The sequence below is a fragment of the Gardnerella sp. DNF00109 genome, assembly GCF_049262845.1.
Lineage (GTDB): Bacteria > Actinomycetota > Actinomycetes > Actinomycetales > Bifidobacteriaceae > Bifidobacterium > Bifidobacterium vaginale.
Genome location: NZ_CP058406.1, coordinates 430,706 through 446,318, shown reverse-complemented (window position 1 = coordinate 446,318; position 15,613 = coordinate 430,706). Strand labels below are relative to the sequence as shown.

The 15,613-nt window shown below is 41.6% G+C and carries 11 protein-coding genes and 1 tRNA gene; 1 reads left to right on the top strand and 11 read right to left on the bottom strand.

Annotation, left to right across the window (positions count from 1 at the left end):
- Positions 1–154 precede the first annotated feature (154 nt).
- Positions 155–228 (top strand) — tRNA-Lys (locus tag HXT20_RS01670).
- 774 nt (positions 229–1,002) lie between these two features.
- Here the strand turns inward: HXT20_RS01670 and tuf are convergent.
- From tuf to HXT20_RS01615, 11 genes are all read right to left on the bottom strand, one after another.
- Entirely contained in the window at positions 1,003–2,202 is a 1,200-nt protein-coding gene (tuf, locus tag HXT20_RS01665) for an elongation factor Tu (protein ID WP_004112314.1), read from the bottom strand.
- A 170-nt stretch (positions 2,203–2,372) separates the two neighbouring features.
- Positions 2,373–4,502 (bottom strand): elongation factor G, encoded by a 2,130-nt coding sequence (gene fusA, locus HXT20_RS01660; RefSeq protein WP_422114413.1) that lies wholly within the window; start codon positions 4,500–4,502, stop codon positions 2,373–2,375.
- A gap of 42 nt (positions 4,503–4,544) precedes the next feature.
- Positions 4,545–5,015 carry a 30S ribosomal protein S7 gene (rpsG, locus tag HXT20_RS01655; RefSeq protein WP_004112309.1) on the bottom strand — a complete coding sequence of 157 codons (471 nt, stop codon included), beginning with the start codon at positions 5,013–5,015 and terminating at the stop codon, positions 4,545–4,547.
- 3 nt (positions 5,016–5,018) lie between these two features.
- Positions 5,019–5,390, bottom strand: coding sequence for a 30S ribosomal protein S12 (gene rpsL, locus HXT20_RS01650; RefSeq protein WP_003813881.1), 372 nt, complete (start codon positions 5,388–5,390; stop codon positions 5,019–5,021).
- Between the two features lie 279 nt (positions 5,391–5,669).
- Positions 5,670–6,803 (bottom strand): cell division protein FtsQ/DivIB, encoded by a 1,134-nt coding sequence (locus HXT20_RS01645; RefSeq protein WP_004575091.1) that lies wholly within the window; start codon positions 6,801–6,803, stop codon positions 5,670–5,672.
- 64 nt (positions 6,804–6,867) lie between these two features.
- Positions 6,868–8,379, bottom strand: a complete 1,512-nt coding sequence (gene murC, locus HXT20_RS01640) for a UDP-N-acetylmuramate--L-alanine ligase (RefSeq protein ID WP_004137913.1) — start codon at positions 8,377–8,379, stop codon at positions 6,868–6,870.
- Between the two features lie 2 nt (positions 8,380–8,381).
- Complete coding sequence (locus HXT20_RS01635; protein WP_004115689.1) at positions 8,382–9,608, bottom strand: UDP-N-acetylglucosamine--N-acetylmuramyl-(pentapeptide) pyrophosphoryl-undecaprenol N-acetylglucosamine transferase; 1,227 nt, start codon at positions 9,606–9,608, stop codon at positions 8,382–8,384.
- 132 nt (positions 9,609–9,740) lie between these two features.
- A complete protein-coding gene (locus HXT20_RS01630; RefSeq protein WP_422114412.1) occupies positions 9,741–11,069 on the bottom strand; it encodes an FtsW/RodA/SpoVE family cell cycle protein in 1,329 nt (442 codons plus the stop codon).
- A complete protein-coding gene (gene murD, locus HXT20_RS01625; RefSeq protein WP_004124704.1) occupies positions 11,056–12,633 on the bottom strand; it encodes a UDP-N-acetylmuramoyl-L-alanine--D-glutamate ligase in 1,578 nt (525 codons plus the stop codon). The genes HXT20_RS01630 and murD overlap by 14 nt, the downstream gene beginning before the upstream one ends.
- Positions 12,634–12,710: 77 nt before the next feature.
- On the bottom strand, positions 12,711–13,814 hold the full coding sequence (mraY, locus tag HXT20_RS01620; RefSeq protein ID WP_004116897.1) for a phospho-N-acetylmuramoyl-pentapeptide-transferase: 1,104 nt from the start codon (positions 13,812–13,814) through the stop codon (positions 12,711–12,713).
- Positions 13,811–15,541 (bottom strand): UDP-N-acetylmuramoyl-tripeptide--D-alanyl-D-alanine ligase, encoded by a 1,731-nt coding sequence (locus tag HXT20_RS01615; protein ID WP_422114411.1) that lies wholly within the window; start codon positions 15,539–15,541, stop codon positions 13,811–13,813. The genes mraY and HXT20_RS01615 overlap by 4 nt, the downstream gene beginning before the upstream one ends.
- Positions 15,542–15,613: the final 72 nt, after the last annotated feature.

The following is a 15,613-nucleotide window of genomic DNA, read 5'->3' as shown; positions in this document are numbered from 1 at the left end:
GTTACTTTAGATAAACTTCTTATCGAAATTTTTCCGAAATATAAAATGTGAAACCAAAAAGTGTTATAGCACTAATAACAAAACACGACACGCCGTAACTTGCAAATAAATCGATTCTGAGTATAGTTATTACTCGGCTCAAGAAATGACCAACGCCCCTTTAGCTCAGTTGGTTAGAGCAGCTGACTCTTAATCAGCGTGTCCAGGGTTCGAATCCCTGAGGGGGCACAAACAAAACCCAAGCTTTGCGGCTTGGGTTTTTTCGTATTTAGATTTTTCATTATTCACATATGATTTATGGGCTATAGGCTAAAAAGTGTGTAAAGCTAAGCTGATTAATCTTCTGGCGTATAAGCCACAGTACACACACCGTTAATAACTCAGTTAACGAACTGAGAAAATAACGGTAATAGGCACGACACTGTTAATAACTCAGTCAGCCAACTGAGAAAGTAAGGGTCATATGTTACTAGTGCAGTACGTAATCTGCGACAGTAACAGCGTTTGACGATTTATTGTTAAATATTCAGCTAATACATGTTTCGAACACCAAAGAACATAAGAAATAACCCACATTCGATATGCCGCGAGCCGTACTGCTATAAGGGTTATGAACTGATTTTTTACACACTTTTTATCCGGGTGGCGAATGTGCAGAAAACAGATTTGATTACCGCAAAACCCTTGTATTGCAATGCGTGAGACATGATTTATTACACACTTTTTGGCCTATAACCCCAATATTCCAACAAAAGACTGACTCTCAGACACACTTTCGCCATTTACACAATAACATTTAAAAAAAAAACAATGTTGTGATAATTTTTGTGATAACTATAAAAAAGTAAAAATTCAAAACACGCTAAACAACGCCAAACAACACACCAAACAACACAAAACGATCTATGTGTAATTCTTCAACAGAAAATACAAAAAGACCCCACGATTTTCCTCATGGGGTCTTTTCTAAGACTTAACTAATATCTTCAGTTAGAAAAAATACTAGGCAAGAATCTTGGTCACACGACCAGAACCAACGGTACGGCCACCTTCACGAACTGCGAAGGTCAAGCCCTCTTCCATTGCGATAGCCTGGATCAACTCAACAGTGAAGGTTGCGTGATCGCCTGGCTGAACCATTTCGATGCCGTCTGGCAAGGTGATAACGCCAGTAACATCGGTGGTACGGAAGTAGAACTGCGGACGGTAGTTGGAGAAGAATGGCGAGTGACGGCCACCTTCGTCCTTGGTCAAGACGTAAACTTCGCCTTCGAACTTGGTGTGTGGAGTCACAGAACCTGGAGCAGCCACAACCTGACCACGCTCAACGTCGGTACGGTTGATACCGCGGAGAAGAAGACCAGTGTTATCGCCAGCCTCTGCCTCATCCATCTGCTTGTGGAAGGTCTCGATAGAGGTGACGGTGGTGGTCTGGGTATCGCGCAAACCAACGATCTCAACTGGGGTGTTGATTGGGAGCTTACCACGCTCAACACGACCGGTGACAACGGTACCACGACCGGAGATGGTGAACACATCTTCGATTGGCATCAAGAATGGCTTGTCAAGATCGTGAGTTGGGGTTGGGATGTACTCGTCAACAGCCTTCATGAGTTCCTTGACGGTCTCTACCCACTTGTCGTGGTCTGGAGCGTCATCATGCAAAGCGCCGTAAGCGGAAGTACGGATGACTGGGCAATCGCGATCGAAGCCGTTTTCTTCGAGGAGGTCACGGACCTCTTCTTCAACGAGATCGATAAGCTCTTCGTCGTCAACCATATCGCACTTGTTCAAAGCAACAAGAATTTTTGGAACGCCGACCTGCTTAGCAAGCAAGACGTGTTCACGGGTCTGAGCCATTGGACCGTCGGTAGCAGCAACCACGAGGATTGCGCCATCCATCTGAGCGGCACCAGTGATCATGTTCTTAACGTAATCAGCGTGGCCTGGGGCGTCCACGTGAGCATAGTGGCGTGCAGCCGTCTGATACTCGATGTGGGCGATGTTAATGGTAATGCCGCGCTCCTTCTCTTCTGGAGCGGCGTCGATCTGATCGAAGTCATACTGAGGGTTCAGATCTGGATACTCGCCATGCAGCACCTTAGAAATAGCCGCGGTCAAGGTAGTCTTACCGTGATCAACGTGACCGATGGTACCAATGTTAACATGCGGCTTAGTACGCTCGTACTTTTCCTTTGCCATGTGTTTGTCCTCCTGGACGTCTCGTAGTTTGCTTCACAACCTTATGTGAAGCCTCTCGCTACATATTTACTGGGTTTCTGGGTTAGGTGCCACTTCGGTGCCAGAACCCAGTCAACGTACGAAATTCTAGCGTTGACTAGGGACACAAAACACCGAAGTAGCGTGCGCTTTTACTCGCCGCGCTGGGCTTTAATAATCTCGTCCGAAACAGCCTTTGGAACTTCCGCGTAAGAGTCCATCTGCATGGTGAACATTGCACGTCCCTGAGTCTTGGAACGAAGATCACCAATGTAGCCGAACATCTCGCTCAGTGGAACCTTAGCGTCAATAACCTTAACGCCAGTAGCGTCGGTCATAGACTGAATGTTTCCACGACGGGAGTTCAAATCGCCCATAACGTCACCCATGTACTCTTCTGGAGTACGAACTTCCACTGCCATAATTGGCTCGAGGATTACTGGGTGAGCCTTAGGAGCAGCTTCCTTGAAGCACATGGAACCTGCAATCTTGAAGGCCATTTCCGAAGAATCAACGTCGTGAGTCTGACCGTCGGTAACGGTTGCTTTAACGCCAACCACTGGGAAGCCTGCCAAAACGCCAGATTCCATAGCTTCCTGCACACCTGCGTCGATGGAAGGAATGAATTCCTTAGTAATGTGGCCGCCAGTGACCTCGTTAACGAACTGATAGACTTCGCCAGATTCTGGATCGATTGGCTCGAAGTTCATCAAAACCTTTGCGAACTGACCAGAACCACCAGTCTGCTTCTTGTGGGTGTATTCCTGGTTCATAACAGCCTTACGAATGGTTTCACGATAAGCAACCTGTGGCTTACCAACATTCGCTTCGACCTTGAACTCGCGGCGCATACGATCCACAATAATGTCGAGCTGAAGCTCGCCCATACCAGAAATCAAAGTCTGACCAGACTCTTCATCGGTCTTAACCTGGAAGGTAGGATCCTCATCAGAAAGCTTAGCCAAAGCCAAGCTCATCTTTTCCTGATCTGCCTTCGTCTTTGGCTCCACAGCAACCTCGATAACAGGATCTGGGAAGGTCATGGATTCCAAAGAAATTGGGTTCTTTTCGTCGCACAAAGTATCACCAGTGCTGACATTCTTCAAACCGACAAAGGTGTAAATGTTTCCAGCTTCTGCAGAATCTACAGGATTTTCCTTATCTGCGTGCATCTGGAATATCTTACCAACACGTTCCTTCTTGGACTTGGTGGAATCGTACACAGAATCGCCTGGCTTAACTTCACCAGAATACACGCGCACGAACACAAGCTTTCCATAGAATGGATGGGTTGAAATCTTGAACACCAAAGCTGCAAATGGATCGGTGTTTACTGGCTTACGATCAATTTCAACAGATTCGTCGCTTGGATCAAAGCCCTTAATAGATGGAACATCTTCTGGGCTTGGAAGGAAGTCAACAACAGCATCCAGCATTGGCTGAACGCCCTTATCCTTGAATGCAGAACCGCAAGTTACTGGGAAGGCTTCGCGAGCAATAGTAAGCTTGCGAATACCCGCGCGCATTTCTTCTTCAGAAAGCTCTCCAGATTCGAGGTACTTCTCAAGCAACTCTTCGTCAGCTTCTGCAACCTGATCCATAAGCTCGGCACGATATTCTTCTGCACGCTCCTGCAGGTCTGCAGGAATGTCAACGGTGTCGTAGTGGGCACCCATATCGTCCTTAACGTCATTCCAGACGTAAGCCTTCATACGAATCAAGTCAACAACACCAAGGAAGTCGTTTTCAGCACCGATTGGAAGCTGAATAACGAGAGGCTTAGCACCAAGCTTTTCCTTAATGGTCTTAACAGAATAGTAGAAATCTGCGCCAAGCTTATCCATCTTGTTGATGAAGCAAATACGTGGAACACTATACTTATCAGCCTGACGCCAAACGGTTTCAGACTGAGGCTCCACGCCTTCCTTACCATCAAACACTGCAACAGCACCGTCGAGAACACGCAAAGAACGCTCAACCTCTGCGGTAAAGTCAACGTGTCCTGGTGTATCGATGATGTTGATCTGGTAGCGATCGTCAGTGTCATGAGTCTGACACTGCCAGAAGCAAGTGGTTGCAGCAGACTGAATAGTAATACCGCGTTCCTGCTCCTGTGCCATGAAGTCCATGGTGGATGCGCCATCGTGAGTTTCACCGATCTTGTAATTCTTACCAGTGTAGTAAAGAATACGCTCGGTGGTAGTAGTCTTACCAGCATCGATGTGCGCCATGATGCCGATGTTACGAACCATATTCAGGTCGTTAAGCACATCTTGTGCCATATTATTATCCTTAGCTCTTTAAGATACCGATTATCTTGTGGATTACCAGCGATAGTGAGCAAAAGCCTTGTTTGCTTCTGCCATCTTGTGGGTATCCTCGCGGCGCTTTACAGAAGCACCCAAGCCATTGGAGGCATCGAGAATTTCGTTAGCCAAACGCTCAGCCATAGTCTTCTCACGACGAAGGCGGGAGAAGTCTGTAAGCCAGCGCAAGGACAAAGTGTTTGCACGAGCAGGCTTAACTTCGACTGGCACCTGGTAGGTTGCACCACCGACGCGGCGGGAACGAACCTCAAGGCTTGGACGAATGTTATCGAGAGCGCGCTTCAAAACAGAAACTGGCTCCTGCTCGGTCTTTGCCTTCACCTGCTCAAGAGCAGTGTAGACGATGTTTTCTGCGATGGACTTCTTGCCATCGAGAAGAATTTTGTTAATCAACTGAGCCACGACGGTCGAGCCGTAGATTGGATCAGGAAGCAGCTGATGCTTTTTTGCAGGTCCTTTACGTGACATGTTTTACTTCGCCTTCTTTGCTCCATACAGGGAACGACCCTGCTTGCGGTCCTTAACACCCTGGGTATCGAGAGCACCACGCACGATGTGGTAACGCACACCTGGGAGATCCTTCACACGGCCACCGCGCACGAGCACAATGGAGTGCTCCTGCAAGTTATGACCTTCGCCTGGAATATAGGCGGTTACTTCAATACCCGAGCTGAGGCGCACACGAGCAACCTTACGAAGCGCAGAGTTTGGCTTCTTAGGAGTGGTGGTGTACACACGAGTGCACACGCCACGACGCAACGGGCTACCTTTCAAGGCCAAAGTCTTTGACTTCTTAGGCTTGGCCTGACGTCCCTTACGGACGAGTTGTTCAATCGTAGGCAACTTAAGTTCTCCGATTCATTGTTATCTTCTATTTGGTGAAAACCGCCACACTGCAGCACACCTTAAACCATGAATCGGTTAAAAGAGTAAAAGCCACAGTCCACCGGCCCGATGGCCCTCATGCCTCCAGCCACGCATTACTGCGCGCTATCCTTGGCACTTGGGATATCCCAACGAGAACACCTATAACATAAGGCGAACCGTTGGCACACACGAATTACTATTATACATCTTTGCTTGACAATTAAAATACGCTTAAATAAGATCCGCTTAAACGAACTACTTTAAAATAGGTCTCGCGGGAGCAGAAACATCAAGACGTTGCCTGTTTCCAATTTTGCTAGGATCATTGATAATCACGTCTACAATCGCCTTTTTAAGATCTAAATCTGAAGAATCACCCCAAACAATTACACGATGAATTTCTACGTTAGAAACAGTGGAAGAAATCTCAGTTTCAACAGAATCCTGAGTTCTGGCACTAACTCGCATTACATGTGAACGAAAATCTTCAGACAAAGAACTTACAATTTTCAACGCCTCACGTACAGCCTTACTGCTCAAACTCTTGTGAACGTCTGTAACTTCAATAACTGGAATTCCTGTAGTAGGAACATTTTCAACTGCATTAAGAACTCTACCTTTAACGTCAACAGCTGTTAATTTTTCACTACCGTGAGATTTAAGTATCGCAGCAGGCTTTTGCGCCCTAACCGTTATTTGCAATCCTTGAGGGAATTTTTTTGAAACCTTAGCTTCTGTAACACCAGGTATGTTATTAAGTTGCTCAATTATTTCTTGAGATGACACTAAAAACAGCGATTTATTTACCTGATTAGATGCAATAGACGAAATTTTTTGCTCACTAACCCATTCGTTAGAGCCAAAAATACTAATATTTTTAGACTTAAGTCTAAATACAGGAGAAAAGAATAGAACCCAACATAGCAATGTTATAGATGCAATTATCAGAAAACTATAGAGAAATCTCAACAGAATCGTACGTAAACTAGCGAACTTTTTTTCTTTTTCTCTAGCACTGAAATCTATAACTTTAGGCCTAGAAACAATACCTAATGGCCCAGCGGTTGAACGCAAAGTCTGTTTTACAAAATCAACTACAGAAAGTCTCCTAGCATCTACAAAAGTGTTCTTAGAAGCATTATTTTTTGTAGATTCACCCGATACAGAAAACTCTGCAGTTACAGAAGACGCAGAAGATTTAGATGCAGTTGTAGGCACGGAAGATGTAACAAACTCAATAGAACTATCAGATGTAGTTAAATTCGATTTTGCTGTTCTACCTTTTTTGCGCAATGATTTTTTAGAAATCAGGTTACGATTTTCCGCATCGTTTCCAGTCGTACTAGATACAGTACGACCTTCAGATTTGCTAAAAATCACACGCCCCATACATTACCTCTTAAATCAGCTTACGACTTTTATCTGCTTTAAAATTTTATAAACTCTTATAAACTCACAAACTTTTGGAACTCAATGCTTCAAGCATAACAGATGTCATAGCTGTGATACTTCCTGCTCCAACAGTAAACAGCACATCGCCATTTTTTGCTCGATTAGCCAATTTTAGAGCACCTTCACGCATATCTTCCACTGCCTCGATATTAGACGTAATATCATCTTTCCTAGCTACATCAACAATAGTTGACGCGTGAATATCTGGGAAATCTTCCTGTTTTTCTCTAGCTGGGAAAATTCCAGTGACGATCACGTCATCTGCAAGAGATAATGCAGATGCAAATTCATGCGCAAAAGAGCGAGTTCTAGAAAACAGATGCGGCTGGAAAAGAACACGAATACTAGCATTCGGATATCTTCTTCTTGCAGCGCGCAAAAGAGCATCTATTTCCGTAGGATGATGCGCGTAATCGTCTACAACCGTTACTCCATTAACACACCCACGAATATCGAATCGCCTAGAAGCCCCACGGAAACTAGAAGCACCATCTGCCGCATCTTTAGGGCTCATGCCTAAAAGCATCGCAGCAATAATAGCAGCACATGCGTTCCTAGCATTATGCAATCCTGGAATTATAAGATTAACGTCTATAAAATCGCCATTAAATTCAATAACAAACGATTCACTTCCGCTACCCGTTTTTTCACTTTCATGCTCAATAAAGGCAAATTTTACAAAACTTTTCACTCGATCATTCAGCAAAGAAACATTATCTTTATTACTTGTGTAAACGATTGTTTTTTTAAGAGAATCATCGCTTAAAGCATCTAAAACGGCACGAGCGCCATCATCATCTGCACAAATCACAATATGCCCAAGAGCATGGCTTAAATGTTCAACAAAAGCCGAGCGATAATTTTGCGCATTTCCATAATGATCCAAATGATCCGCTTCAACATTTGTAACAATTGCAATATACGGATTATATTTTTCAAAGCTGCCGTCGGATTCATCCGCCTCTGCAACCATAACGATTCCGCTGCCAGCATGCCCTCCGTCTATTTCACCACCATCTTGTGCTTGAATAGATCCACCAATCGCATAACTCGGGTCTGCTAGATCACCTTTACCACAAACTCGCAAAATATGTGCTAAAAGTGAGCTTGTTGTAGTTTTGCCATGCGCTCCAGCAACAGTTACTCCCCTTTTAGCACTTAAAAGCAAGGATAAGATGTCGCTTCTGTGTACAAGTTTCACACCATTTTGATAAGCAGCAATAATTTCAGGATTACTCGGCTTAATCGCGCTAGAATACACAAGAATATCGGAATTTTTTATATGACTTGCACTTTGACCTATTTTTACATTTATTCCAAGTTCTTCTAAGCGTCTTGTGTGGTCATTTTCTTGACAATCACATCCACTTACTTCCACCCCTTCTTCGTGTAGCATTTCTGCCAAAACGCTCATTCCAGCTCCGCCTATTCCAATAAAGTGAACAGAGCCTAACGAAGATATAGTCTGGTCTGCTTCAAATGCTGAGCGCATAGGATTCATATTAATATCCATAATTATCTTCTGCTTTCTTTTGCAATATCAAGAATATATTTTGCCATTACACTCGCAGCATCACGAATGCCATATTTCCAAGATTTTTCACGCATTTGTTCAAGACGATTTGTATTGTCAAGCAATTTCAACACATTGTCACGAATCCAATCAACAGTAAAATCAGAATCGCTAACCATAATCGCTCCTCCTGCATCCACAACAGGCTGTGCGTTAAAACGCTGCTCACCATTACCAATCGGCAGCGGAACGTAAATTGCAGGAAGACCAATAGCAGATATTTCTGCAACAGTACCAGCGCCAGACCTACAAATCACCAAGTCTGCACAAGCAAAAGCCCAGTCGATCCTCTCCAAATATTCACAAATATGATAATCACCTAAACCTGCATGCTCTGGCTTAACGTCGTTTATTTGATTAAGACCAGCCACTCGCGCAACATTATCTTTAACTTCTTTAGACTTTCCAGAACCCGTAAGATGAACTATTTGAGCACACTTAAGCAAATCGCCAGCAGCAATAGAAACAGAATCGTTCAAACTTTTAGCACCTAAAGACCCACCTGTAACAAGTACAATAGGTCTACTTGGATCTAATCCAAGCTTTTTAGCACCTTCTATCCTAGCTAAATCAGAATCTTGTGTAATTTGTGCGCATAAATCAGATATCGCTTTTCTAAGAGGCAAACCGACTCGTAACGCTTTTGTGCACGAACCTAATTTTGAGCATAAACCAGTGCCATCATAAACACAACCAATCATGTTAGCCCAACGCGCACCAAGTTTATTTGCCATTCCAGCACGAGCATTCTGCTCATGAATAACAATAGGCAATCTCATGCTGTGAGCTTGCGAATAAACAGGAGCAGAAGCATAACCACCAAAACCAACAACAACATCAGCGCGTCTTTTTTTCAGTATTTCACGAACCTTATTCTTTTCACGAACCCATTTAAAAGGAAACTTAAACATGTATAAATTAGGTTTTCTAGGAAAAGGAACTTTCTCAATGACATCAAGCGGTAAACCAGCTTGTGGAACAAGAGTCTTTTCTAATCCAACATTAGTTCCAATAACACTAATTTTTACAGATTCATCTAAATCTTTTAACGCGCTAGCTACAGAAAGAAGAGGATTAACATGACCTGCTGTTCCGCCCCCTGCTAAAACAACATGCAAAGAATCTTCATCGACATTATCGACAGATGAATCAGAGTTCACATCTTCCATATAAACCACCTACATTCAAGCTAGAGTGAATCTAAAATAAATTTAAATCAATCTAAAACCACTAATTATAATAATTTCTAACCTAATCTAAAACTTTAATCTAAGACTAAACAATTAGACAATAACCAGACTTTAACGTTTATTGTCATCCTCACTAGAAACTGACTTAATACTGCTATTAATACTAGGCTTAATATAAGGGTTACTTCTAATAAAACAGTCCGCAACACCAATACTCAACAAGCACATAACTAAAGACGAACCACCAGCAGAAATAAACGGCATAGGAACACCCATAACAGGAAGAACTTGAACCACAACCAATATGTTTATTAAACCCTGACCTACAATCCATGTAGCAATACTTATAAGAGATATCGAAACAAACTTACTATGAGATTGCAATGCGGAAGTTAACAAACACCATCCAATAACAATATAAAGAAGAATCACACAAGACGCTACAAAAAATCCCATTTCTTCGCCGATAATCGCAAAAATAAAATCATTATGAGCATAAGGTAAATAATTCCATTTTTCTCGAGAATTACCTATGCCAACACCCATAAGACCACCAGAAGCCATAGCATATTGCGCATGAATAGCTTGGAAGCACACGCCTTTTATAGACTTAGCATCACAACCATGGATAGTCGCAAGAATACGCCTCATACGATTTTGACTAGTAACAACCAACAATAAAACAGCTGCAGATGCAGATATAAGAGCGATAACGAGCCACTTTGTAGGGAATCCTCCTATATAAAATGCGACTACGGCTATAAGAAGAATAATCAACGCAGTACCAAGATCTTTACCAGCAACAACAAGAAGCAATGAAACTCCGAGAGCCACTACAGACGGAATGTATGCGCGCATTTGAACACGCTCATAAGCTTTTTTAGCCAGTATAAGAGCCATAGGAAGCCAAATACATATAGCTAACTTGGTTATTTCTGCGGGCTGCATTGTAAAAGGACCTATTTTAATCCAGCTAGCATTACCATTAACCTCATGTCTAATTCCTGGCACAAAAGTCAAAAATTGCATAAAAACAGATATTGCGTAAATAACAATAATCTTACTTTTATAGAAATCGACTGGAAGACGAGAAACAATCAAATAACCAATAAATCCAATAATGCAATAAATCAATTGACTTATTCCAGAACCCCAAGGACCTGCTCCATAAGTAATCATAGTCACTGAGGAACTTGAAAAAACCATAAATAAGCCGAAAACAGAAAGCATTGCAACAGATATTCTTAAACCATACAAACACCATAATGGGTTAAATATGCTACGAATACCAACGTATTGTTTAAAAGCATGACTGTTTTCATTAAAAGTTTCATACGCTCTTGACGATTTAGTAGAACGCTGTTTTTTACTAGAAGAAAACAATCGCAAAGGCTTTTTATTAGAATTGTTAGGATTAGATTTTTTGCTATTCACGTTCATGACTATTAACCCATCGCTCAGATTCTTTAGCAAAACGAGATCCGCGATCCGCATAAGACACAAACTGATCCATTGATGCACACGCTGGAGCCAGCAACACAACATCTCCTTGTTTTGCATAACATCCAGCAGCATCAACTGCTTTAGAAATAACTTTTTGACCTAGAGAAGAATCTGGGCTAATAGTCTTATCGTTTTCCACTTTTTTAAGAACAGAATCATCCGCATAATCAAAAGACTCACAACCTGTTCCATCTGGAGAAACAATAGTTACTGGAATATCTTTTCCATTAGCATTAAGAGCCTCTATAATCGGTTTTTGATCTACACCAATCACAACAGCAGCCTTTATAATACTTCTATTATCTTTAACTAGATCTTCAAAACAACCGCCTTTTGCAAGCCCCCCAACGATCCAAATTACAGATTTTTTACCAAAACTAGAAATAGATGCTGCTGCAGCGTGAGCGTTAGTAGCCTTTGAATCATCTACAAAACGAATCGAGTGTTCAGGAAGATCATCGTTAGCATTTAAAGTTGCAACAGTTTGAATCCTGTGACCTCCTGGAGCAAAGTTACACAAAGCTTTTACAGCATTTTCAACATCTGGATTCAACCCTAATGTAAGAGCTAAAGCAGTCAAAGCATCTGCAAGAAGATGAGGATATACGCTTCCGTCTGGTTCGCATAAATGCTTAAGATCCCTTAGCTCCACTAATTTAACTGGATCTCCAACTTTTCCGCCAGCAACACCACTCTTATCTACAATCCAACCATTTTCAACACCTATTTCTCCAGATTCTGGAGGTTCAAGTGTAAAACCAATTTTCTTACAACCATCTTCTACTTGAGCGTTACTTGCAAGTTCACTTACTCTAGGATCCTGAGCATTATAAACAAGAGCCTTTTTAACCCCATTAAAAACTTTAGACTTGTCTTTTGCGTAAGCTTCAATCCCACCGTGCCAATCTAAATGATCCGCAGCAATATTAGTAATAGCTGCACAATCTAATCTCATCGAATTAGTAAAATGAAGCTGGAAAGAGCTTAATTCTACACACAAAACATCATGTTCTGATTCCATAGCAGCGTGAGAAACCGATTTTCCAATATTTCCTACTGCAGGAGCATCAAAACCACAAGCAGTTAGCATTTCGGAAGTCATCTCTGTAGTGGAAGTTTTTCCATTCGTACCAGTGATTCCAACCCAAGGTGCAGGATTATTGGTTTTATCTGAGTTTACACGAACAAGCCAAGCAAGCTCCACTTCACTAATAACTGGAATATTACGCTTCTGCGCTTCTAGAATAAAAGGTGTACGAGGATTAAAAACAGGAGATGTTACAACAGCATCTATATTATCCCAATCAATCTTGGAAAAATCGTGTACCTGAGCCTCTTCCTTACGCTCATCTGCAGTAATCGCTGTAGCACCAACAGATTTAAGCACTTCTACAGCACCAATGCCAGAAACACCAAGACCCGCCACAAGAACATTATTGAATGGGAACTTCTTGTGGAACGACAATTCCCTAAGCAAGCAATCTTCTGCAACGCTGCTCATATTATTTAACCCTCACCAATTACCAAGTAGATACTCAATTACTAAGTCAATGCTAATCGTTAAGTCAGAACTAATCGTTAAATCAGTAACCCAGAATGACCAGCCCAATCCGCATAAAACATCATCAATGCAGAAAGTACAAACATAAGCTCAATCATCCAAAAACGGACAACGACTTTACCTTCTGCCCAGCCAACAAGCTCAAAATGATGGTGTATAGGAGCCATTTTAAACACTCGCTTATGCGTAAGCTTAAAACATCCAACCTGAATTACATCACTACATGCTTCTATAACAAATAGTCCGCCCAAAATAACAGCTAGGAACTCGGTATGAGTAGCTATAGAAAGAGCAGCAAAAAGACCGCCTAATGCCAATGATCCCGTATCTCCCATAAATACCTGAGCAGGATTTGAGTTGTACCATAAGAATCCAAAGCAGGCAACAGCTGCACAAACAGCAATAATAGTCAAATCAAGAGGGTCAGATACTGCGTACGAGAAACCAAAATGACCGCCACCTTTAACGTGGTAACTTTCCCAGAACGCAATCATAGCGTAACCAGCAAAAGCAATCATTGAAGAGCCAGAAGCTAAACCATCTAAACCATCTGTAAGATTTACAGCATTAGACCAAGCCGCCATCAAGAAGTTAACCCAAATAATAAAAACCACAATTCCTACGACTTGCCCAAACATTGAAAAATCAAGGAATGGTTTTTCAATAAAGCTCATACCAGCCTGAGCACTAGCAATACCAGACTGAGTTGGTAGCATTAGAGCCAAAAGTGCGTAAATGCTTGCAAAAATAATTTGACCAACCAGCTTTGCACGAACCGAAAGACCAAGATTCTGTTTTTTACGAACTTTTGCAAAGTCATCAATGAACCCAAGGAAACCCATAGAAAGCATTGCAAAAAGCACAAGAACCGCAGACCAAGATGGAGTACGCCCAACAGAGAAGTATCTGTAAAGAGCAGAAGCAGCCCAACCAACTACAACAGCAAGGTTTATAACAACACCTCCCATTGTAGGAGTTCCACGTTTAACTAAATGAGATTGTGGACCGTCCTGACGAATGTACTGACCGTAATTTAAACGGTGTACTAAGCGGATTAAAAGCGGCGTACCGACAATAGTAACAATCAGCGATACCACAATTCCCACGATAAGCGCAATCACAGGTTAACCTCCGTATGTTCATTAAGACTCTCATTAAGTTTAGACCAGCGTTCAGCTAACACGCTCAAGCCTGAAGCATGAGACCCCTTCAATAACACAACACTACTCGAATGCGCGGCCACAAGGTTCCACACAACGTTATCCGCCTCAGTGCAATCATGAACAAAATATACGCCATTTTCAACATCAAGGCTCTTATTCTGCCAATTATCTTTAGCACCTTTATAAATGCAACCAGCTAGTTCATCTAATTTTTTATCAAACTTAGAACCAACAGCTATTAGCGCATCAATATTATGCTTTGCAACATATTCGCCTATTGATTCATGCATATTATTCTCATTAGAACCAAGCTCTAACATAGATCCAAGAACTGCTATTCTAAAAATATTATTCTTTTTACTTGTTAGATCTTCTTCAGCATTAACGTTTAAATTATGTAAGTCATGATTTTCATAAGAACACAATCCATCAATTCCAGCCTTCATGGAATCAGGGTTTGCATTGAATGAATCGTCAATAAGCGTAAAAACATTATTATTGTTAGAAATTTTAGAAAGCTGCATTCTATGCGGACTAATATGCGAAACTTCATGCAAAACTTTAGCAATACTCTCAAGATTCATTCCAAAATATCTTGCCACATTAGAAGCAGCCATTGCATTCATAACATTATGCTGTCCCTGTATAGCAAGATGGACTCTAACTGAGTTTTTAGACTTATCCTCATTCTTCTCATTAAGAACAAATTCTGCACAACCCATTTCATCTAATGAAATATCACTTGCAGACAATTGGTAATTGCCATTGTTAGATGCGTCAAAATCACCTTCCGTATTGGTGTTTTTACCAAACCAACGCAATTTATCTTGATCAGCTAAAGAACGCATTGCAGATACTCGAAAATCATCAGCATTTAAAATTGCTATTCCGTGTGCAACAAGACCTCTAACAATCTCACTTTTTGCCTGAGCAATTCTTTCTACAGAACCAAACTCACCTAAATGCGCAACACCCACCTTCAATACAACAGCTAAATCAGGAGGAGCTATTGTGGTTAGTTTTGCGATTTCGCCAACATGATTTGCTCCCATTTCTGCAATAAGGAATCTCGTGTTTTCATTTACTTGCAAAGATGTTAATGGCAAACCAATTTCATTATTAAAAGATCCAATTGGCGCAACAGTGTTACCGAGCGTTGAAAGAAGAGCCTTGAGCATATCTTTTGTAGTGGTTTTTCCTACTGAACCAGTTATGCCGATAATACTAAATGGTGTATTTAACGCGCGGCGACGCTCAAGATTGTGTTTTGCTAAAAGTCCAAGAGCTTCAACCGAATTTTCAACAACTATTTGAGCAATTTTACTATTATTAGACTCATCTAACTTTACAAAATGCTCCACTATTGCGATTTTTGCACCAAGTTCTGCAGCTTTTTGAACAAAATCATGACCATCAACACGATCGCCTGGTATTGCTACAAATATGGAAGAATCCACAACTTTACGAGAATCACTTGTTGCATAAATAACAACATCATTATCTGAAATAACAACATCATTATTTGTTATGCAAAATTTCTCAGAAGTAACACTGTGGTTTTCTTTTACTAAACAACCACCTATAAAAAGTCTGCCATTAACCGCAGCAGCTACTTCCTTAACACTCATAGGCATCATACGCATATTATTGGTCGTTGTATTATTGCCCAAAGTCTTATTTTGCATCATAACCTCGTTATTTTCCCAACATTGGTTTCATTTGCTTTGCAACAAATCTATTAATCATCAACACGTTTC